General features: G+C 69.2%; 18 protein-coding genes and 1 pseudogene. 7 read left to right on the top strand and 12 right to left on the bottom strand.

Annotated elements, in window-relative coordinates; all coding sequences use genetic code 11:
- Positions 1-77: 77 nt before the first annotated feature.
- The 3 genes from AD72_RS00720 to AD72_RS00730 are packed head-to-tail and all read right to left on the bottom strand — an operon-like array spanning position 78 to position 4053.
- The gene (locus tag AD72_RS00720; RefSeq protein ID WP_037344455.1) at positions 78-1241 is read right to left on the bottom strand and encodes an acyl-CoA dehydrogenase family protein; all 1164 of its coding nucleotides are present in this window, start codon (positions 1239-1241) and stop codon (positions 78-80) included.
- On the bottom strand, positions 1238-2623 hold the full coding sequence (locus AD72_RS00725; RefSeq protein ID WP_031464362.1) for an LLM class flavin-dependent oxidoreductase: 1386 nt from the start codon (positions 2621-2623) through the stop codon (positions 1238-1240). Before AD72_RS00725 ends, AD72_RS00720 begins: the two co-directional genes overlap by 4 nt.
- The gene (locus AD72_RS00730; protein WP_031464363.1) at positions 2620-4053 is read right to left on the bottom strand and encodes an MFS transporter; all 1434 of its coding nucleotides are present in this window, start codon (positions 4051-4053) and stop codon (positions 2620-2622) included. The genes AD72_RS00725 and AD72_RS00730 overlap by 4 nt, the downstream gene beginning before the upstream one ends.
- Positions 4054-4213: 160 nt before the next feature.
- Here AD72_RS00730 and AD72_RS00735 point away from each other — a divergent pair, with 160 nt between their 5' ends.
- Positions 4214-4969, top strand: a complete 756-nt coding sequence (locus tag AD72_RS00735) for a sulfite exporter TauE/SafE family protein (protein WP_031464364.1) — start codon at positions 4214-4216, stop codon at positions 4967-4969.
- Positions 4970-5071: 102 nt separating this feature from the next.
- On the top strand, positions 5072-5332 hold the full coding sequence (locus tag AD72_RS37455; RefSeq protein ID WP_031464365.1) for a hypothetical protein: 261 nt from the start codon (positions 5072-5074) through the stop codon (positions 5330-5332).
- Positions 5333-5775: 443 nt separating this feature from the next.
- Here the strand turns inward: AD72_RS37455 and AD72_RS00745 are convergent, their stop codons facing one another.
- From AD72_RS00745 to AD72_RS00755, 3 genes and pseudogenes are all read right to left on the bottom strand, one after another.
- Complete coding sequence (locus AD72_RS00745; RefSeq protein WP_031464366.1) at positions 5776-6672, bottom strand: ABC transporter substrate-binding protein; 897 nt, start codon at positions 6670-6672, stop codon at positions 5776-5778.
- A 15-nt stretch (positions 6673-6687) separates the two neighbouring features.
- Positions 6688-7447: pseudogene (locus AD72_RS00750) on the bottom strand (amino acid ABC transporter ATP-binding protein).
- Positions 7444-8391: an amino acid ABC transporter permease gene (locus AD72_RS00755; protein WP_031464367.1), complete on the bottom strand. Its 948-nt coding sequence runs from the start codon at positions 8389-8391 to the stop codon at positions 7444-7446. The pseudogene AD72_RS00750 and the gene AD72_RS00755 overlap by 4 nt, the downstream one beginning before the upstream one ends.
- Positions 8392-8488: 97 nt before the next feature.
- Between AD72_RS00755 and AD72_RS00760 the strand changes: the two genes are divergently transcribed.
- The 5 genes from AD72_RS00760 (at position 8489) to AD72_RS00780 (ending at position 13945) form a co-directional block, all read left to right on the top strand.
- A complete protein-coding gene (locus AD72_RS00760) occupies positions 8489-9562 on the top strand; it encodes an LLM class flavin-dependent oxidoreductase (protein ID WP_031464368.1) in 1074 nt (357 codons plus the stop codon).
- Between the two features lie 104 nt (positions 9563-9666).
- Positions 9667-10752: an LLM class flavin-dependent oxidoreductase gene (locus tag AD72_RS00765; RefSeq protein ID WP_031464369.1), complete on the top strand. Its 1086-nt coding sequence runs from the start codon at positions 9667-9669 to the stop codon at positions 10750-10752.
- A 19-nt stretch (positions 10753-10771) separates the two neighbouring features.
- Entirely contained in the window at positions 10772-12121 is a 1350-nt protein-coding gene (locus AD72_RS00770) for an NtaA/DmoA family FMN-dependent monooxygenase (protein WP_031464370.1), read from the top strand.
- Complete coding sequence (locus AD72_RS00775) at positions 12118-13221, top strand: LLM class flavin-dependent oxidoreductase (protein WP_031464371.1); 1104 nt, start codon at positions 12118-12120, stop codon at positions 13219-13221. The genes AD72_RS00770 and AD72_RS00775 overlap by 4 nt, the downstream gene beginning before the upstream one ends.
- Before the next feature lie 19 nt (positions 13222-13240).
- Positions 13241-13945: a maleylpyruvate isomerase family mycothiol-dependent enzyme gene (locus AD72_RS00780; protein WP_051897649.1), complete on the top strand. Its 705-nt coding sequence runs from the start codon at positions 13241-13243 to the stop codon at positions 13943-13945.
- A gap of 1 nt (position 13946) precedes the next feature.
- Here AD72_RS00780 and argH read toward each other — a convergent pair whose 3' ends face one another.
- The 6 genes from argH to AD72_RS00810 are packed head-to-tail and all read right to left on the bottom strand — an operon-like array spanning position 13947 to position 19685.
- Positions 13947-15236 carry an argininosuccinate lyase gene (gene argH / locus AD72_RS00785; RefSeq protein WP_051897651.1) on the bottom strand — a complete coding sequence of 430 codons (1290 nt, stop codon included), beginning with the start codon at positions 15234-15236 and terminating at the stop codon, positions 13947-13949.
- Positions 15233-15886, bottom strand: a complete 654-nt coding sequence (locus AD72_RS00790; RefSeq protein ID WP_031464374.1) for an AroM family protein — start codon at positions 15884-15886, stop codon at positions 15233-15235. Before AD72_RS00790 ends, argH begins: the two co-directional genes overlap by 4 nt.
- A complete protein-coding gene (locus AD72_RS00795; protein ID WP_037344458.1) occupies positions 15883-17112 on the bottom strand; it encodes an amidohydrolase family protein in 1230 nt (409 codons plus the stop codon). Before AD72_RS00795 ends, AD72_RS00790 begins: the two co-directional genes overlap by 4 nt.
- Positions 17109-18008 (bottom strand): ABC transporter substrate-binding protein, encoded by a 900-nt coding sequence (locus AD72_RS00800; RefSeq protein ID WP_051897653.1) that lies wholly within the window; start codon positions 18006-18008, stop codon positions 17109-17111. The genes AD72_RS00795 and AD72_RS00800 overlap by 4 nt, the downstream gene beginning before the upstream one ends.
- Entirely contained in the window at positions 18008-18772 is a 765-nt protein-coding gene (locus AD72_RS00805) for an amino acid ABC transporter ATP-binding protein (RefSeq protein WP_031464377.1), read from the bottom strand. Before AD72_RS00805 ends, AD72_RS00800 begins: the two co-directional genes overlap by 1 nt.
- Positions 18765-19685 (bottom strand): amino acid ABC transporter permease, encoded by a 921-nt coding sequence (locus AD72_RS00810; RefSeq protein ID WP_031464378.1) that lies wholly within the window; start codon positions 19683-19685, stop codon positions 18765-18767. Before AD72_RS00810 ends, AD72_RS00805 begins: the two co-directional genes overlap by 8 nt.
- Between the last annotated feature and the right edge of the window lie 97 nt (positions 19686-19782).

Here is a 19782-nt window from a genome sequence, read left to right on the forward strand (position 1 = left end):
TCGCCCATGACTGTACCTGATGATTGAACGCTCAACCACTTTACCGGGAGCTCACAGCCGATCGAGCACCATGCCGCTCAGGTGTAGAGGCTGAATTCGGGGACGGCGCCGGTGAGGTAGTGGGCGCCGAGTTCACGCCGCTTGTAGGCGACCGGGTCGTGCAGCGTGTGCGTGCGCACGTTGCGCCAGAACCGATCGAAGCCGTGTTTGCTCGCGGTGGCCCGCGCCCCGGTCACCTCGAAGACCCGTTCGGTCACCTCGAGCGCGGTCTCGGTGGCCACGATCTTGAGCGCGGTGATCTGCTCGGCGAGTTCCCCGCGCCCGGCCCAGGTGAGCGCGGAACCTTCCGCGTCCACCGCGACGAGCGCCGCCGCGGCCCGGTCCGCGAGCGCGCCGAGCGCGGCCAGCTTCGCCGCGAGTTCCCCGTAGGTGGCCAGCACGTACGGATCCGCGGTCACCGAGTCCAGTCCGGAGTGGATCCACGGCCGGGAGGTGGTTCTGGTGTACTCCCGCGCGGTCCGCAGTGCGCCCTCGGCGATCCCCAGGTACAGGTGCCCGAACACCGCCTGGATGGCCGGGGTGAGCAGGGTGGCGCGCGGGGTTATCCGTTCCGGGGCAAGGGATCCGAGCACGTTCTCGGTCGCGACCGGTGCCCGCTCGAAGGTCACGCTCCCGCTCGCGGACAGCCGCTGGCCGATGTTGTCCCAGTCCCCGCCGAAGCTGATTCCCTCGCCGGTGCTGGGAATCGCGGCCAGCAGTGGTTCCCCGGTCGTGGTCAGGCTGGCTCCGATGACGATGATGTCCCCGGAACTCGTCCCGGTGGCGAAGCGCTTGGTGCCGTCCAGCAGATAACCCTCGCCGTCCGGGGTCAACAGCAGCTCGGGATCGGTCGGATTGACCGCGTCACCCCAGAGCCACTGCCGCCGCGCGCTTTCCCCGCCGAGCCGTGCGGCGACCTCTTCCGGTGCGGTGAACCAGAGGTTGTACTGGTTCACGTAGTGGTACCCGATCAGCTGGGCGACCGAACCGTCCGCGGCGGCGATCTCGCGCACCACGGCGAGCGCGGTGCCCCAGTCCTGCCCGGCACCGCCCTGTGCGGCGGGTACGAGCAGGGCCGGGAGTTCGGCCTTGCGCAACAGTTCCGCCTCGGCGAGCGGTTCGGCCCCGGCCGCGTCCCGCTCGACCGCGTCCACGGCCAGGGTTTCGGCGACCTCGCGGGCGCGTTCGATCCAGTCGGTCATGCTCGGGCTCCTTGTCCTGCGTACCGGTACGCGGCACCGGGATGGTCGGCGCGCAGCTGCCGCTGTCCGGCGCCGTAGAGGGTTTCGCGCAGTGTGCTGCCCGGATATCCGGTGCGCACCAGTCCCCTGCCGCGCAGTTCGGGGACCACGTACTCGACGATGTCGGCGAAGGTGCCCGGTGTGATGGCGTAGGCGAGATTGAATCCGTCCACATCGGACTCTTCGACCCAGCGCTCCAGTTCATCGGCCACCGTGTGCGGCCCGCCGACCAGAACCGGTCCCATCCCGCCGATTCCCACCCAGTCGGCGATCTCCCTCGGGGTCCATTCCCGATCCGGGTCCGCGCTGGAGAACGCCTCGACCGCGCTGCGCACCGCCTCGGTCTCCACATAGCGCAGCGGGGTGTCCGGGTCGTAGCTGGACAGGTCGAGACCACTCCAGCCACCGTAGAGGCTCAGCGCACCGTCATAGCTGGCGTACCGCGCCAGATCCCGGTATTTCACCTGCGCGTGCTCATCGTTCTCCCCGGTGATGATCGTCAGCAGCGCGAAGAACTTCAGGCTGCGCGGATCACGCCCGTACTCCTCGGCGCGCCGCCTGGTGTCCGCGACCAGCGGAGCCAGTACCTCCGGGCGGGTGCCGGTGACGAAGACGGCCTCGGCGTGCCGGGCGGCGAAATCCCTTCCCCGCGGCGAGGCACCCGCCTGGAACAGCACCGGGGTGCGCTGCGGCGAGGGTTCGGCGAGGAAGATCCCGGGTACCTCGAAGTGCTCTCCCTTGTGCGCGACGGGATGCACCTTCGCCGGATCGGTGTACAGGCCGCGCTCCGGATCGCGCAGCACGGCGCCGGGTTCCCAGGAGTACTCCCAGAGTTTGTACACCACCTCCATGAACTCCTCGCCGAGTTCGTAGCGGCTGTCGTGGCCGATCTGGCCCGCCCGCCCGAGATTGCGCGCCGCACTGTCCAAATAGGAGGTCACGATGTTCCACGCGACCCGGCCCTTGGTCAGGTGATCCAGGGTGGTCATGGTGCGCGCGAAGGAGTACGGCTGCTCGTAGGTCGCGGACACGGTGATCCCGAACCCGAGATGCTCGGTCACCGCGCCCATGGCGGCGACCGCGGGCAGCGGATCGGTGAGCGGAACCTGGGCGCCTTCGGTGATGGCCGGTTCCGCACCGCCCCGGTACACGTCGTAGACCCCGAGCACATCGGCGATGAACAGGCTGTCGAACCCACCGCGTTCCAGCAATCGCGCGAGATCGGTCCAGTAGTCGAGATCGGTGTAGCGGTGCGACTGGTCCTCGGGATGCCGCCACAGTCCGGGCGACTGGTGCCCGGAACAGCTCATGTCGAAAGCGTTCAGGTGAATCTGCTTGGTCATCGAACCTCCTGGCTCACCGGATCGGGATGGGCGGATTCCGCGTCGGCGTCGTGCCCGACCGGTTCCCAGCGGCCGATCAGCAACGCCGCGCCGCCGAGCACCGGGGCGATCGCGATCACCCAGAACACGCCCGTGGACAGTGCCGAGGACAGCACCGGGAACAGGAACAGCGTCACCGCGGTCGCGATCGCATCGCTGCCCCTGCTGAACCCGACACCGGTGCCGCGCAGCGAGGTCGGGTAACTCAGTGCCGCGAAGGTCATCAGGTTCGCGCCGGGCCCACTGCCTTGCGCGAACAGATACAGCCCGAGCATGGCCAGGGCCGCGACGATGGCCACCGTGCTCGTCGGGGTGCCGATCAGCGCGAGCGTGACGAAAGCCAGCAGCTGTGCGGTGAACCCGATCAGGGTCATCGGCCAGGCACCGAGCCGCCGGGAGAACGTGATACCGAACAATCCGCCGGTGAACGCGAACGCCACGTTCAGCAGCAGCGAGGCGATGATCGTCGTCAGGCTGCCCTGGGCGAGAAAGGTCGAGATGATCACCGGGAGCCCGAAGGCCACCGAGTTGTAGCCGAAGTTCTGCGCCGCGCAGACGATCAGGTTCTGCACGGTTCGCCTGCGGTACACCCCGCGGAACAGTTCCCGGTAGCCGCGCGGTGCCGCGGTAGTGCCCGCGGACGCGCCCGGCCGCACCTCGACGGCGAGCCCGTAGGTCTCCCGCAGAATCCGCGCCGCACCCTCCAGATCGCCCTGATTCGCCGCCCAGGACGGCGATTCGCTGATGTAGCGCTTCCGGACCAGGATGATCAGCAGCGCGGGTACCGCGCCGAACCCGACCGCGAACCGCCACAACAGGCCGTGCTGCTCGCCCGGAAGTATCGCGTACAACCCGAGAATGAGCAGATAACAGGCACTCGTCGCGGCGTACCAAGCTGGGCACCAGGCCGCGGTGCGGTCGCTTTTCCCGCGCCTGCCCCGCAATCGGGAGAACTCCGCGAGAAACGCCATCGCGACCGGGAGATCCATGCCCACTCCGATCCCCATCACGAACCGGAAGAACACCAGCATCTCCGCGTTCACCGCGCAGGCGGCACCGATCGCGGCGAACACGAAGAAGAACATGTCCGCCATGAACACCCGGTACCGGCCGATCCGGTCGACGAGCCAGCCGCCGAAGAAAGAACCGAACAGCACCCCGAAGGAGATCGAGGCCACCACGATCCCCAGTCCGGCCGGGCCGAGCCCGAATTCCCGCGCCACATCGGTTTCCCCGTAGGCGAGCGAGGTCAGATCATAGGCGTCCAGGAACACCCCGCCGAGCGCGATGAACACGATCATCCTGGCATGCCTGGTGTTCGCGCCGAGCCGGTTCACCACGCCCGCGACATCCGCCGCCGAGCCGACGATGGTGGAGATCTGCGCTGCCATGGGCTCAGCTAAGCGGTGCGACCGCGGCCCTGTCAGTATCTCCCGTGCGGTGAGAACATCGCGGACACCGAACTTGTCGATGTGCGGCGCTTGCTGGTACCAGCCTTCGGCCCGGTTCTGGAGCCTCCGTACCGGGCCACGCATCGGTACCCTGGCCCGCGTGCCGGGAACCGTATGGGAACTGTCGTGGTTGCCGCTGGCCGAAGTGGTGGCGGCGATACTCGTCGGCGGGTTCGTGCGGGGTTTCGGCGGTTTCGGGGCGTCCATGGTGTGGGTTGTCGGAATGTCGCTGGTGCTACCGCCCGCCACGGCGATTCCCACCTCGCTGATGCTGGAGGTTCTCGCCAGCCTGCAGCTGCTCCCCCGGATCTGGCGGGACACGCACTGGCGCTCACTGCGCTGGCTGCTCGCCGGTGTCGTGCTCGGGCTCCCGCTCGGGACCTGGGCGCTGACCGCGGTCGCCGAACGTCCGATGCGGCTACTGATCGGGATTGTCGTCCTGGCGACGGCGATCATCATGGCGTGCGGGTGGCACCTCGAAGACCTTCCCGGCCCGGTGGGGGCGACGACGACGGGAGTGGTGTCCGGCGCCCTCAACGGCGCGTTCGCGATGGGTGGCCCACCGGCGATCCTGATGTACTTCTCCGCACCACAGCACGTGGCCGTCGGCCGCGCCTCGCTGATCGCCTTCTTTCTGTGCACCGACCTGCTGGGGACCGGTTCGGCTGCCGTCGGCGGACTGGTGACGTGGCCCTTGCTGGCTCAGGTCGCGGTGCTCTTACCGGTGTCCCTGGCCGGCGTCGGCCTCGGCGCTCTGTGGTTCCGCCGCACCCGTGCCACCGACTTTCGCCGCTATGTGCTGTGGCTGCTCGCCGCGCTGTCCTGCCTGACGTTGACGCAGACCATCTTCAGCTAACTTGCCGGGCCGTTGTTTGCCGCCCTTGGGCGTGATCCTCCGATCAGGCGATTTTCCATGAAGTAGCGGGAATTCGGCCTGCGTCTTGGTAAGATAGATGTTATGAGCACTGGGGAATTCGGTGCGATATTGTCGAGTCGGGGGCGGTTGGACCGGTTCATCGAGCAGGCTGTTGTGGTGCGGCGTGCGGAGGCGGAGTTGTTGTCTCAGCTTGCCGAGTTGGATAAGGAGGGTGCGCCGGTCGAGTTCGGGTACTGTGGTTCGGCGGTGACTTTGGTCCAGGATGTGTTGCGGATCCCTCGTGCCGAGGCGCGCCGGATGGCCGAGCGGGCGCGGGTGTTGTTTGGTGCGCTGAGGGTTTAGTGGGGAACCGTTGTTCCCGGATTTGCCGAATATCGCGGAGGCGTATTCGTGTGGTGAGGTCGCTGTTGAGCAGGTGGATCGGATTCGTACATTTGCCGCTGAGTTTCCGGCGGAGGTGCTGATCGGGGGTGCGTGGCCGGTCGCGGAGCAATGCGCTTGCCGAGATCGCTGGTGAGGTGGGTCCGCGTGGGCTCGTTCGGCCTATTCGGGAACTGTGGGCGCGCCTCGATCCGGAGGGGCACCCACCGACCGCTCGTGAACCATCACGCCAACGGCGGCTACACCACCCAAAACAACATGGTGCTGCTCTGCGCCCACCACCACCGCCTCATCCACCACACCGAATGGCAAGTCCACATCCACCACGGAAAGCCCGAATTCACCCCACCCGAATACCGGCCATCGATCCGCTGCTAAGCCGTCACGGTTCTCGGGCCGATCCGTCACAGCGCGGCGGGCGGGTTCAGTTCGGATTCCCGCACCCCGCCGCCGACACCCCACTTGCGCAGAATCCGACCGTATTGGCCGGTGGTGATCAGGTGGTTCACCGCGTCCCGCAGCGCGGGGGCGAGCGGGGACCCTTTGGCGGTCACGAAACCGACCGGGGTGGAACTGTACTCACCGGCCAGCCGGGTGCCCGGGATGTGCGCGGCGTCGTACCGCAAACTCAGGCTCGGCCCGAAGTAGACATCGACCTTTCCGTTGGCCAGCCCGAGAAAGATCGGTCCGGTGTCCGGAAAGTACTGCGCGGTATAAGGTTCCTTGCCGTGCGCCGCGCAGACACCTGTGCCCCGGTCCAGGATCTGCTGGAAAGTGGAGCCCGGACTGGTCGCCACGGTGTACCCGCACAGGTCAGCCAGGCCCCGGATCCGCGCGGCCCGGACCCCGGCACTGACCAGGAAGGACTGGCCGTCGTGCAGATAGGTCGCGAAGTCGACCGCGCGCTCGCGCGCCCTGGTCACGGCGAAATTTCCTTGCCCCACATCGTATTTCCCGTTCTGCACCCCGGGCACGATGGTGGCGAAGGTGCCACGGGCGACGGTGAGCCGCACACCGAGCACCTTCGCCACGGCCATCCGCAGATCCACGTCGAGCCCGACATCGCGGCCGTGCACCCGACCTCCGTGCGGCAGTGAGGAGGTGCCCGGCGTCGGCGGGGTGCCGAGCAGCAGGGTGCCCCGGGCACGCAGCCCGGCGGGCAGTTCCGCGTGCAGCGCGGGAACGGCGCGGACCGCGGTGAGCACGTCCTCGTCCGGGACCGCGGCGGTGCGGCTGTCCGGGGTGACCGCGCAACCGGCCAGCAGCAGGAGCACGGCCAGCAGACCGAGGCTTCGCGGCATCAGTGGTCCTCCGGTTCAGCGGACCGCGGCGAGAAAGGCGCGCGCCCGTTCGTGGCGTGGATTGGCCAGGGTCTCGGCGGGCGGCCCGGCCTCGAGGATCCGGCCGCCGTCCAGGAACACGGTGGTATCGGCGACTTCCCTGGCGAATCCCATCTCGTGGGTGACCACGATCATCGTCATCCCGGAGTCGGCGAGATCCTTCAGCACCGCGAGCACCTCCCCGACCAGTTCCGGATCGAGTGCCGAGGTGGGCTCGTCGAACAGCAGCAGCCGGGGCCGCATCGCCATGGCCCGCGCGATGGCGACCCGCTGTTGCTGGCCGCCGGACAGCTCGCGCGGATAGGCGTTCTCCCGACCGGCGAGCCCCACCCGGTCGAGCAGTTCGCGCGCATGTGCCACGACAGTCTCCCGCCCGCTGCCGTGCGTGATCGGCGCCTCGATCAGGTTCTCCAGCACGGTGAACTGCCCGAACAGGTTGAACTGCTGGAACACCATGCCGATCCGGGCCCGCTGCGCCGCGATCGTTTTCGGCCCGAGCTCGTGCAGCGTGCCCCGCCGATACCGGTAGCCGATCAGCTCGCCGCCGATCTCCACGAACCCGGTATCCGGTTTCTCCAGATGGTTGACGCAGCGCAGCAGCGTGGACTTGCCCGCGCCGGACGGGCCCAGCAGCACCGTAACCTCGCCCTCGGCCACGTCCAGATCGATCCCGTCCAATACCGGGCGCACCGAATCCCTTGCGCAACCCGCGAATCCGCACCAGTGGCGCGGTCATGACAGCCTCGCGAGGTCGGTGCGCAACCTGCCGAACAGCGGCAGGTTCTCCCTGGCGAGCTGCACCAGGCCACGGGCCCGTCTGCCCCGGCCGCGGGCATAGTGGCGTTCGATGTAGTACTGGCCGATCGAGAGCAGCGTGGTGAGCACGATGTACCAGATGGTCGCCACCAGCAGCAGCGGCATGATCAGATAGTTCTGGTTGTAGACCAGCTGCACCGAATAGAGCAGATCCTGCACGGCGATCACGCTGACGATCGAGGTCGCCTTCAGCATCCCGATGAGCATGTTCCCCGAGGCCGGGATGATCGCGGGCATCGCCTGCGGTAGCACGATCCGCCGCAGGATCCGCGCCCGGGAAAGCCCGAGTGCGTTCGCCGCCTCGGTCTGTCCCGCGTCGACCGAGAGGATCCCGCCGCGCACGATCTCGGCGGAGAACGCGGCCACGTCGATGGTGAGCGCGATGAACGCGGCGAGCACCCCGTTGAACAGATGCGCGGTGTTGAAGCTCAGGAATTCCGGGCCGAACGGGATCCCCAGGGACAGCCGCGGATACAGCGAGGCGAGCTCGTACCAGAACAGAAGCTGCACCAGCGGGGGCACCGACCGCACCAGCCACACGTAGCCGAAGCTCAGCGAACGCAGGATCACGTTGCCGGACAACCGCAGCACCGCGAGCACGATCCCCAGCAGGTACCCGCACACCAGGACCGCGGCGGTCAGCCACAGGGTCAGCCCGAGCCCGCCGAGGATGTCGATCCGCAGGAAATACCGGGCGACCACATCCCATTGGAATCGCGGATTCGCGATCAGGGTGTGCACGAGCATCGCGAACAGCACCAGGATCACCGCCGCGGCGACCCACTGGCCCGGCCGCCTGCGCGGGCTCAGCCGCGCGGCGAGCAGATCGGCATCGCGTGCGGTTTCCGAATCAGTCAGGAACACGGATCCAGGCTAGGACAGCCGGAACCTCGGCCGCCGAGATTTGCCCGGTCACTGGGAAACCGGAAAATTCCCGGGTTTTCCGCCGTAATCTGATCCGGTGCGATTCCTCATCATGACCCTGATCCCGCACACCGGCGAGACCCCGGCCGCAGACCGGTTCCGGCAGGTGGTCGAGCGCGCCGAGACGGCCGAACGGCTGGGTTTCGACGGATTCGGGGTCGGCGAACGGCATGAGCGGCCGTTCCTCTCCTCCGCTCCCCCGGTGGTACTGAGCCATATCGCCGCGCGCACCGGCCGGATCCGGCTGTTCACCACGGTGACCACGCTCAGCCTGCTCGATCCGGTACGCGCCTACGAGGACTACGCGACCCTGGACAACCTGTCCCGGGGCCGCCTGGAACTGGTCATCGGCAAGGGGAACGGGTCCGCGCAACGGGAACTGTTCCAGGTGACACCCGAGGACCAGTGGGACCGCAACGCGGAATCCTATGCGCTGCTGCGCCGGTTCTGGCGTGAGGAACGGGTGAGCGCGAATCCGCGGTTCCGTCCGGCGCTGCACGAGGCGGAGGTGCTGCCCCGGCCGTTCCAGCTGCCCGTCCGGGTCTGGCACGGCAGCGCCACGAGCGAAGCCTCCGCCGATCTGGCCGCACGCTACGGGGATCCGCTGTTCTCCGCGAACGTCACCAATCCGATCGAGCCCTACGCCGCGCTGGTGCGCCACTACCGGGAGCGCTTCGCGGCCTACGGGCACGATCCGGCACTGGCCGCGGTCGGCGCGGGCACCGCGGGGTTTCATGTGCGGCGCAACTCCCAGGACGCGATCGCCGACTACCGGCCCGCGTTCGCCGCGCACCTCGCGTTGCAGCAACGACTCGGAGTGTCACCGGTATTCCCGACCCTGGAGGACTTCGCGGCCCGCAGTTCGGCACTGATCGGCAGCCCGGAACAGATCCTCGACAAGGTGCACCGCTACCACGAACAGCTCGGGCACACCGTACTGCACCTGCCCGCCGAGACCAGCGGAATCGGGGAAGCCGCTCAACTCGAGGCGCTGGAACTCTTCCAGGACGCGATCGCCCCGGCACTGCGCCGGGACATTCCCGATCCGCCCTGGGAATGGGGACCGGCGCAGCCGGAAAACCTCGGATCCGGATCAGCTCGGAAACCCTGACATATTCCCGAGCGCGCGGCGTTCCCGATTCCTGGGACGGCGGAAACGCACCGCCCCGCGCGCGGCTACCGTGATTTCAACGGCTCTGGCGAAAGGAACCCACCATGGCCGAACCACCACTGCATCTCGGCGTCGCGCTCGATCGGGCCGGTCATCATCCCGCCGCGTGGCGGGAACCGGATGCCCGCCCGGCGGAACTGTTCTCCCCCGATTACTGGGCCGGGCAACTCGCCGAGGCCGAACGCGGGCTGCTCGATCTGGTCACGATCGAGGACTCGTTCGGCGAGGACGGCGCGGGCGAGGTGACCGGAAGGCTGGACGCGGTGCTCATCGCCTCCCGGGTAGCGCCACTGACCCGGAACATCGGGATCGTGCCCACGGCGGTGGTGACCCACACCGAACCGTTCCACCTCTCGAAGGCGATCGCCACGCTCGACTACGTGAGCGGCGGGCGCGCCGGGATCCAGGTACAGATCTCCGCGGGGACCGAGGAGGCCGCACTGTTCGGCCGCCGCGCCGGAACCGAGAGCACCGCGCGACTGTTGGCCGAGGCCGCCGACTACGTCGAGGTGGTGCGCCGGTTGTGGGATTCCTGGGAGGACGGGGCCGAGATCCGGGACGCGGCAACCGGGCGGTTCATCGACCGGGACCGGCTGCACTACATCGATTTCACCGGGGAATGGTTCAGCGTGCGGGGACCCTCGATCACCCCGCGCCCGCCCCAGGGCCAGCCCCTCGTGGCGAGCCGGACCGGATCCCTCGGCGCGGCAACGGATCTGGCCTTTCTCACCCCCGCCGATCGCGCGGAGGCCGAACAGTGGATCGCCGGACTCGGCGCCGAGCGACCGGCCCACGTGTTCGCCGATCTGCTGGTGTTCCTCGACGAGGACGCGGAAACGGCCCGGGAACGGCGGTCCCGGCTGGACGCGCTCGCCGGGCCCGCGCACACCGAGGCGGCCACGTTCACCGGAACCCCGGCGGAACTGGCCGGGCTGCTGCTCGACTGGCGCACCGCCGGGCTGTCCGGGTTCCGGCTGCTGCCGGCGAGCATCCCGCACGATCTGCACCGGATCACCCGGGAGCTCGTCCCGGAACTGCAGCGGCGCGGGGCGTTCCGCACCGCCTACGAAGCGAGCACGCTGCGCGGGCTGCTCGGCCTGTCCCGCCCGGCGAACCGGTACGCGGCCTGAATCCCACCAAGGAGCGAGCATGCCGAAACAGATCCATCTCGCCGCGCATTTCCCCGGCGTGAACAACACGACCGTGTGGAGCGATCCCGCATCGGGCAGCCACATCGAGTTCGATTCCTTCGCCCGGTTCGCGAAAACGGCGGAACGGGCCAAGTTCGATTTCCTGTTCCTCGCCGAGGGATTGCGGCTGCGCGAGCATCACGGCCGGATCCACGACCTCGATGTGGTCGGGCGCCCGGACACGTTCACCGTGCTCGCCGCGCTGGCCGCGGTGACCGAACGGCTTGGCCTCGCGGGCACCATCAATTCCACGTTCAACGAGCCCTACGAGGTGGCCCGCCAGTTCGCCTCGCTCGATCACCTCTCCGCGGGCCGGGCCGCGTGGAACGTCGTCACCTCCTGGGACGCGTTCACCGGGGAGAACTTCCGGCGCGGTGGTTACCTTCCCTATGAACAACGGTATGCCCGCGCCGAGCTGTTCCTGCGCACCGCATGGGAGCTGTTCGACTCCTGGCGGGACGGGGATGTGCTGGCGGACAAGGCAAGCGGCCGGTTCCTGCGCCGACCCGATGCGGGAACCTTCGCGCACACCGATGAGCAGTTCGAGATCTCCGGACGGTTCCCGGTCCCCCGCGGCCCACAGGGGAGGCCGGTGATCTTCCAGGCCGGTGATTCCGAGCAGGGCAGGGAATTCGCCGCGGCGACCGCGGACGCGATCTTCTCCCGGCACGGCGAATTCGCGCAGGGCAAGGCCTTCTACGCCGATGTGAAGGCGCGGCTGGCCAACTACGGCCGCCGCCCGGAGCAGCTGCTGATCCTGCCCGCGGCCACGTTCGCGCTCGGGGACACCGACGCCGAGGCACGCGAACTCGCCCACGAAGTGCGGCAGGCCCAGGTCAGCGGGGCCACCGCGATCCACTTCCTGGAACAGCTGTGGAACCGGGACCTTTCCGGCTACGACCCGGACGGCCCGCTCCCGGCGATCGATCCGGACCCGGGGGAACCCAAGATCAGCAAGGGCAGCGCGGCCGCGCGGCGGTTCACCGACCGGCTGGAGACGGCACGGCAGTGGCGGGAACTCGCCGAGGCCAAGGGATTCTCCATCCGGGAACTGATCATCGAGGTCACCGGGCGGCAGAGCTTCATCGGCTCCCCCGCCACGGTGGCCACCGAGATCGACCGCTTCGTGCAGGCCGACGCCAGTGACGGGTTCATCCTCGTCCCGCACCTCACTCCGGGCGGGCTGGACGAGTTCGCCGACAAGGTGGTGCCGCTGCTGCAGGAACGCGGCGTGTTCCGCACCGAGTACCAGGGAACCACGCTGCGCGAACACCTCGGTATCGACGCCCCGGTGGCGGTGCGGTCGTGAACACTCCGCTGACGGTGCTGGATCTGGTGCCGATCCCCTCCGGTGGTACTGCGGCACAGGCGCTGCGGAACAGCATCGACCTCGCCCGGCAGGCCGAACGCCTCGGCTACGCGCGGTACTGGTTCGCCGAGCACCACCTCAATCCCGGGGTCGCGGGCACCTCACCGGCCGTGGTGCTCGCCCTCACCGCCTCGGCGACCAGCAGCATCCGCCTCGGTGCCGGTGCGGTGCAGCTCGGCCACCGCACCGCACTGTCCACAGTGGAGGAGTTCGGCCTGCTGGACGCGCTGCATCCGGGCCGGTTCGATCTCGGGCTCGGCCGCTCCGGGGGCAAGCCGAGCGGAACCACCGCGCAGACGCCACCGGAACCCGCACCGAACGGGCTGCTCATCCCAGCCCGGTTCGATCCGGCGCCACTGCTGGGATCGCCGCGGTTCGCTGTGCAGCGCGCCCTGTTGCGTCAGCCGGGCGCCGAAGCACAGGACTACGGCGAGCAGATCGACGACATCCTCGCCCTGCTCGCCGGGACCTACCGGGGCCCCGACGGCACCGAGGTGCACGCGATCCCCGGGCAGGACGCCGATGTGCAGCTGTGGATCCTGGGCAGCAGCGGCGGGCAGAGCGCGGAAGTGGCCGGGCGCAACGGTTTGCGATTCGCCGCCAACTATCACGTCAGCCCGGCCACGGTGCTCGAGGCGACACACGGTTACCGCGCGGCCTTCCGCCCTTCCGCGGAGCTGGATCGCCCGCACGTCAGTGTTTCCGCCGATGTGGTGGTCGCCGAGGACGAGGACACCGCGCGCGAGCTCGCCGCCGGGTATGGCCTGTGGGTGCGCGGCATCCGGGACGGCAGCGGGGCGATCCCCTACCCGAGCGCGAAGGAGGCGGCCGCGCACCGGTGGACCGAGCAGGATCGGGCGCTGGTCGCCGACCGGGTGGACACCCAGTTCGTCGGCACCCCGGGGCAGGTCGCCGACCAGCTCGAGCTGCTGCGGGAGGCCACCTGGGCCGATGAGCTGATCATCACGACGATCACCCACGAGCACACCGACCGGGTGCGCTCCTACGAACTGCTCGCCGCGGAGTGGCACCGGCGCTGAACGGCTATCCTGGGGTTTCATGGAACCCGTGGAGAACCGGCCGCCCCTGTCCGAGGTCCGCACCGCACAGCACCGGTTCGTCCGGGAATGCGCGAACCTGGACGAGACACGGATCCGGGAGCCTTCGGAGCTGCCGGGCTGGACCCGCGCACACGTCATCGCCCACGTCACGGACAACGCGCGCGCCTTCGCCCGGCTGGCCGAGCGCGCGCTGCTGCGCGAACGGGTCGACCTGTACGAGGGCGGCCAGCGGGAACGCGACGCGATCATCGAGGAGCTCGCACTGCTGCCCGGCGCCGAACTGCTCGAGCGGCTGCGCACCGAATGCGCGCGGTTCGAACAGGTGTACTCCCGGGCGAGCACCGCGGACCTGGCATTCCCGGTGCGGTTCCGCAATCGCGAACTCGGCTTCACCGTGTACACCCGCTGGCGCGAGGTGTGGATCCACCTGGTCGACGCCCGACTCGGGGTCACCCCCGCGGACTGGCCCGCCGCACTCGCCGCGCACATCGTGGATTTCCTGCTGGAACGCGTCCCCGCGGGCACCGAGCTGTGGGCGAGCGACACCGGGCAGCGCTGGCGCAGCGGGGATCCGGACCACCTGGTGCGCGGGGATCTGCGCGATCTGGCCGCGTGGATCTCCGGGCGCGCCCCGCTCGGCGAACTGAGCGGGGCGGACCTGGAGCTCGGCGGCTGGCCCCGGCACCCGGAGCCGATCCGCTGAGTCACTCCGTGGCCAGCACCGCCTCGATCCGTTCGGTGAGCCGGTCGAGCTGGGCACGGTACGCGCCGGGCATTCCCGGGGCAGTGCGAGCGGCGACGGCCTGTTCGGCGCTCGGTGCCTCGAACCGTTCCCCGGCGGCGACCCGCGCTGCCACGGCATGGTGCGCGTCGCGGAAGGTGGCGCCCGCGGTGACCATGCCTTCGGCGACATCGGTGGCCACGGTGCGCCCGTCATCGGCGGCCGCGCCCATGGCCTCCGCGTCGAAGCCGAGCGTGGCATAGGCCAGCGCCATGACCGCGGCGGCCTCGGTGACCGCGTCGAACTGTTCGTAGGCCTGCGGCCGGGTGTCCTGCAGATCCCGGTTGTAGGCCAGCGGAATCCCCTTGATCAGGCTGAGCAGACCGGTCAGCCGGCCGATCGCGATACCGGCCCTGCCACGCACCAGTTCGGCGACATCCGGGTTCTTCTTCTGCGGCATCATGCTCGATCCGGTGGCCACCGCATCGGAGAGTTCCGCGAAACCGAACTCCTGCGAGGTCCACAGCACCAGTTCCTCGGCCATCCGGGAAAGGTGCACCATGGTCACCGTGGCCGCGTAGCAGAAGTCCAGCAGGAAATCCCGGTCGGACACCGCGTCGATGCTGTTCTCGAACGCCGCGTCCATACCCAGTTCGGCGGCGCTGTACCCGGGATCGAGGCCGAGGCTGCTTCCCGCGAGCGCACCCGCACCGAGCGGGGACACGTTCGCGGCCTCCCGCGCGGCGGCGAACCGCCCGGCATCCCGCAGCAGGGCCGTGGCGTGCGCGGCCAGATGATGCCCGAGCGGAACCGGTTGCGCGCGCTGCAGATGCGTGTACCCGGGCAGCAGCAGATCGCCGTCCACCCGGGCCCGGTCCACCAGGGCGCGCGCCAGCTCGGCCACCGAACGGGCCGCTTGGCTGGCGGCATCCCGGGCCCACAACCGGGTGGCGATGGCGGTCTGGTCGTTACGGGAGCGGCCCGCGTGCACCCGTTTCCCGAGTTCGCCGAGGTGTTCGGTGAGGACGCGCTCGATCATGGAGTGGATGTCCTCGTCCCCGTCCGGCGCGAACTCCACCTCGGCCAGTGCCTCCCGCAGCCGCCGGGCATCGGTCTCCCCCAGCAATCCCTGACGCTCGAGCATCCGCACGTGCACGATCGAGGCCTCCAGATCGTAGGGCAGCAGCCGCCGATCCCGGTCCACGAGCACACTGAACTCGAACACCCGTTGGTCCAGGCCGGTTTCCAGCCGTCCGCTCCACAGTGGACTCATTCGCGTTCCCCTTCTCCGGTGGCCGACAGCGCGGCGATGGCATGGCCGAGCACACCCGTCGGCCAGATGACCGGCAGGCCGGTCCGCGCGGCGGCATCCCGGTCCGCCGCGGTGAATCCCATGCAGTCCAGCAGCAACAGCTCCGCCCCTTCGGCGGCGAGGGTGGCACCGGCCCGCGCGGCATCCGGGCCTTCGCCGTACGGATCCGCCGCGGCGCAGCACACCTCGCCCGCGTACGGCGACCAGCAGTCCCGCGCCGTACCCAGATCCGAGGGCAGGCTGAGCACTCCGAGGCGGCGCCGGTGCGCCAGCGCGCCGACGGTGCCCCGCAGCAGCGCCCCGGAATCCAGCAGCAGCAAGCCTTTCCGGCCGATCGGGGGCATGCTGCCGGTACACAGATAGGCGGCGACCCGGACCCGCGCGGGCAGCCGGTCGACCGCGGCCTGCAGCAACGGGCCGAGCGCGTCGTGGCGCACCAGCACGGTGCTGCCATCCGCCAGCCGGGTTTCGATGCCCGGTTCGCCGGTGACCGCATCGACATCCACTCCGTCGAGGGCCCCGACGCACACCGCGGGAGCGCCGAGGATCGTGGCCAGTCCGGGTTCGATGTCCGGGCGCGGGCTCTGCCCGATGGTCAGCAAGCCGATCACGGGCCCAGCGTCCTTCGCCCGCCGATGACCACCTCGCCGACCCGTGCGGTGCCCATGCTCACGCAGATCTCGTTGGGGTGCGCGCAATCCACGATGGTCAGGTCGCCGCGTTTGCCGGGATCAAGGGAACCGCGGTCGTGTCCGAGCGCGCAGGCGTACGCGGCGTTCAGCGTGGTGGCGGTGATCGCCTCCGCCGGGGTCATCCGGAACCAGCTGGTGCCCAGTGCCAGGCTCAGCAGCGTGGATGTCGGGTGCAGCGCGGAGCAGTAGTCGGTGCCGAGCGCGACCGGGACCTCCTGCTCGATGAACAGGCGGGCGTTGGCCTTGCGCTCGTCGAGGTAGAGCTGTTCGGCGACGGGCAGCAGCACGGCGACCGTCTCGGTGCCGCCTACCGCGCGGATTTCCTCGTCCGGGGTGTAGGTGAGGTGGTCCGCCCCGATCGCGCCCCCGGCCACCGCGGTGGACCAGCCACGTGAGGCCGCGTTCGCATCGGCGTGCACCCGCGCGGGAATCCCGGCCCGCCGGGAGGCTTCGAGTAGTCCGGCCGCGGTCTCCGGTTCGAAAACCCCGCGTTCGCAGACCAGATCGTGCAGCCGCGCGTGCCCCTGGCGCAGCGCGGCGGGCAGCAGTTCGGTGCGCACGAGTTCGGCGTACTCCCCCGCATCCCGCGCCTCCGGCGGGATCACGTGCGCGCCGAGCAGGGTGAGCACCAGTTCCTGCGGGGTGTCCGCGCGGGACCGGTGCAGCAGTTCGAGCGCGCGCAGTTCCTCGGCGACCGACTGCCCGTAACCGGTCTTGACCTCCACGGTGCTCGCCCCGCCACGCAGCAGCGCGCGATAGGTGTCCGCGAGCCCGGCGAGCAGTTCCCCGTCACCCGCCTGCCTGGTGTGTCGCACCGCGGCCGGGATCCCGTGCGGCCCTTCGGATTCGGTGCCCGCGAGCTTGGCCGCGTACTCCTGGTGGCGCTGCCCGCCGAACAGCGGATGGGTGTGCGATTCCACCAGTCCGGGCAGCACGGTGCGCCCGCGCGCGTCGAGTTCCGGTGCCTCACCCGCCACGCGCAGCACCTCCTCCGTGGTGCCGACCGCGGTGATGCGCCCGCCCCGGATCGCCACCGCGCCGTCGGCGAGGATTCGCAGCTCGCCCTGGGCCCGGCCGCGCCGCGGTCCGCCTTCGTCACGCACGAGAGCAAGCGCGCTCGCGTGCGTGACGTTGAGGTCGCTCATTGCCTTCCCTTCAGGTTCAGTTCGGGTCTCGGCAGCGCCGACCCCTGCAGATTCCAGGTCTTCAGCAGCTTCCGGTAGGTTCCGTCGGCGAACAGCTTCCGCGCGGCGGCGAGCACGGCCGCGGTCAGGCGCTTCTTCTGTTTCGCGATCGCCATCGCATACGGCGCGGGGTTGAGCGGTTTGCCGAGCCGGACGAAGGTGCCCGGGGCCTGGGCCATGACGTAGGCGAGGGTTTCCGGTTCCTGTACCGAGGCCTCCACCCGGCCCTGCTGCAGCTGCAGCCGTGCGCTCGCCGAGGAGTCCACGCCGACGATCTCGATGGGGCGCTCCCCGCATTCGGTCGCGCTGTAGTTCTTGATGGTCTCGAAGTTGTCGGTGACCTTGCTCAGCCCGATGGAGTGCCCGCACAGCTGATGCAGGTCCGCGATCGTGCCCGCCTTGCGCGCGGTGGTGAACACCTGTGCCCCGGACTGGAAATAGTCCACCATGTCCAGGGTTTTCTCCCTGGTCACCGAATCCGAGAGCCCGGAGATCACCACATCCACCCGGTTCGTGCTCAGCGAGTTGATCAGCTGGTCGAACGGCGAGACCGAGATGCGCAGCCGCACCCCGAAGGTTTTCGCCAGTGCCCGCGCGAAATCCAGATCGAAGCCGTGGATCTCCTCGGATCCGGGCGGACGGAACTCCATCGGCGCGAAGATCGGGTTCAGCCCCAGCACGAGCTCGCCACGGCCGCGGATGTCCTCCGGCAGCAGGCCGCGCAGTTCCGGATCGGTGCGCACGGCGTCGAGCACCGCCCGGTTCGACGGCGGATGCAGGGCGGCGGTATCGCGCGGGCCGGCGCAGCCACCGAGCAGCAGCGCGGCCACGAGTACCAGGATCACGGGTTTGCCCATCACAGCACCTTCGACAGGAAGGCTTGGCAGCGCTCGGTCTTCGGGTTCCCGAGCACCTCCTCGGGCGCGCCGGACTCGACGACGAGTCCGGCGTCCATGAAGGCCACGGTGTCCGCGACCTCGCGGGCGAAGCCCATCTCGTGGGTCACCACGATCATCGTCATCCGCTGCTCGGCGAGCGTGCGCATCACGTCCAGCACCTCGCCGACCAGTTCCGGATCCAGGGCCGAGGTCGGCTCGTCGAACAGCAGCACGGCCGGTTCCATGGCCAGTGCCCGCGCGATCGCCACCCGCTGCTGCTGTCCGCCGGAGAGCTGGGAGGGATAGTTCCGCTCCTTGCCCGCGAGCCCGACCTGGGCGAGCAGTTCGCGCCCGCGTTCGGCGGCCTCGGTCTTGGGGCGGCCGAGCACCTGGACCGGGCCCTCCATCACGTTCTCCAGCGCGCTCATGTGGCCGAACAGGTTGAAGTGCTGGAAAACCATGCCCACCCGGGCCCGGAACGAGGCCACATCCCGCTCGCGCAACTGGTAGAGCTTGCCGTCGCGTTTGCGGTAACCGACGAATTCCCCCTCCACTTCGAGGATCCCGCCGTCGATCGCCTCGAGCCGGTTGAGGCAGCGCAGAAACGTCGACTTGCCCGAGCCGGACGGACCGATCAGGCAGCACACCTCACCGGCTTCGACCGAGAGCGAGACCCCGCGCAGCACCTCGACGTGCCCGAAGCGCTTGTGCACCCCTTCCGCGAAAACGAGTGGTTCAGCCATTCCGGCCTCCGATCGGGTTGCGGCGCCTGCTGCTGCGCATCGTGGCCCACAGCGTCTCGAGCAGCGTGGCGCGCGATCCCGTGCTGCCCCGGTTGAACCGCCGCTCCAGGAAGTACTGCCCGATGCTGAACACCGAGACCACGACCAGGTACCAGAACGCGGCCACGATCAGCAGTTCCATCACCTTGCTGTTCACGAAATAGATCTGCTGGGCCCGGTTGAGCAGTTCGGTGTAGGAGATCGCGCTGGCCATCGCCGAGGTCTTGAGCAGGTTCACGAAATCGTTGCCCAACGGGGGAACCACCACGCGCATCGCCTGCGGCAGCACGATCCGGCGCATGATCCGCATCGGGCGCATCCCGATCGCCATGGCCGCCTCACGCTGGCCACGGTCCACCGAGGCGATCCCGCCGCGCACGATCTCGGCCACATAGGCGCCCTCGTTGATCCCGAGCCCGAGCACCGCGGCCACGAACGGCGTGATCAGCTCGATCGTCGGCATACTCCCGATTCCGGGGATACCGATCGTGGGCAGCACGATCGCCAGGTTGAACCACATCAGCAGCTGCAGATAGACCGGGGTGCCGCGGAACAGCCACACGTACAGCCAGGCGATGGTCCGGGTCACCGGATTGGCCGAGAGCCGCATCAGCGCGAACAGGACGCCGAGCAGGATCCCGAGCAGCATCGCCACGATCGAGACGAGCACCGTGTTGCCGAGCCCGCTGAGCATCACGCCGACGGTCAGGAACGAGCCGACGGTGCGCCAGTCGATCGCGCTGTCGGTGAACAGCCAGACGATATAGCCGAGCACGAGGAGCGCGACCACGCCGTAGATCCAGCGCCCATAGTGCCGAAGGGGCACCAGCTCCGGTTCCGTGCGCGTGACCGTCTCCGGGGATGCCTGCGACATTGGGGTCCCCTCGGTCGAAGTCGATCTGTCGAAAAGTGATCCGTTCCGGACACTCTCTATCACCCCACGCCGTCCGCGCATGCTCACGCACGAGCGA

Origin of the sequence: Sciscionella sediminilitoris, assembly GCF_000737195.2 — a bacterium.
Taxonomy (GTDB): domain Bacteria; phylum Actinomycetota; class Actinomycetes; order Mycobacteriales; family Pseudonocardiaceae; genus Sciscionella; species Sciscionella sediminilitoris.